Origin of the sequence: Pseudomonas sp. SB113 (genome assembly GCF_040754745.1) — a bacterium.
Taxonomy (GTDB): domain Bacteria; phylum Pseudomonadota; class Gammaproteobacteria; order Pseudomonadales; family Pseudomonadaceae; genus Aquipseudomonas; species Aquipseudomonas grimontii.
The window spans coordinates 1-694 of sequence record NZ_JBFMHW010000074.1 but is presented as its reverse complement, the minus strand read 5'-3'; the positions used below and the strand labels follow the sequence as shown (position 1 = coordinate 694).

Genomic DNA, 694 nt, shown 5'->3' with positions numbered 1-694 from the left:
CTCCCCCTCAAGGGTGGAGATTATCTTGTCATGAACGAGCGGCACCAATTTCTGACGTTGCCGAATGAAGGCTGAGAGTTGTGTCAGCCAATCTCCCCCCTTGAGGGGGAGATGCCCGGCAGGGCAGAGGGGGGTGCTGTCCCGCCTACGTTTCTATTTGAAACGAAGCGCTCCAGATTTCGCAAGACTGTCGCAAAAGCCGGTTAAGGCTTGACGCAGAGGGGCTTTCGCGGAATGGCGATCAGCTTAACGATCTGCGAGCGCCAGCCTGAACACACAGCCGACCCCAGAGCCAAGTGAAGCCGCTACGGGATCTGTCCCGGAGGTCTTTGCGGCGTTTTTCAAACTGGGCCTGACCTCGTTCGGCGGGCCGCTCGCCCATATCGGCTATTTTCGCGATGCCTTCGTTCTGCGCAGGAAATGGCTGGACGAGGATGCTTATGCCGATCTCGTTTCGCTCTGCCAGTTTCTTCCCGGTCCGGCTTCCAGCCAGGTCGGCTTCCTGATCGGGGTGGGGCGTACCGGTGGCCTCGCCGGCGGCATTGCTGCCTGGATCGCGTTTACGCTGCCCTCCGTGCTGCTGCTGTTGGCTTTCGCCTATGGCGCGGCGAGTTTCGATGGGCCGATTGCGGAAGGTGTTCTACACGGTCTCAAACTCGTGGCCGTTGCAGTGGTTGCGCAGGCGATATGGGGC

Annotated in this window: 1 protein-coding gene; it reads left to right on the top strand. The window is 60.2% G+C overall.

The genetic code is table 11. The features are described from left to right. Window positions 1-268 precede the first annotated feature (268 nt). On the top strand, window positions 269-694 hold a 426-nt coding region (locus AB1462_RS31475), incomplete at its 3' end, for a chromate transporter (protein WP_367248972.1).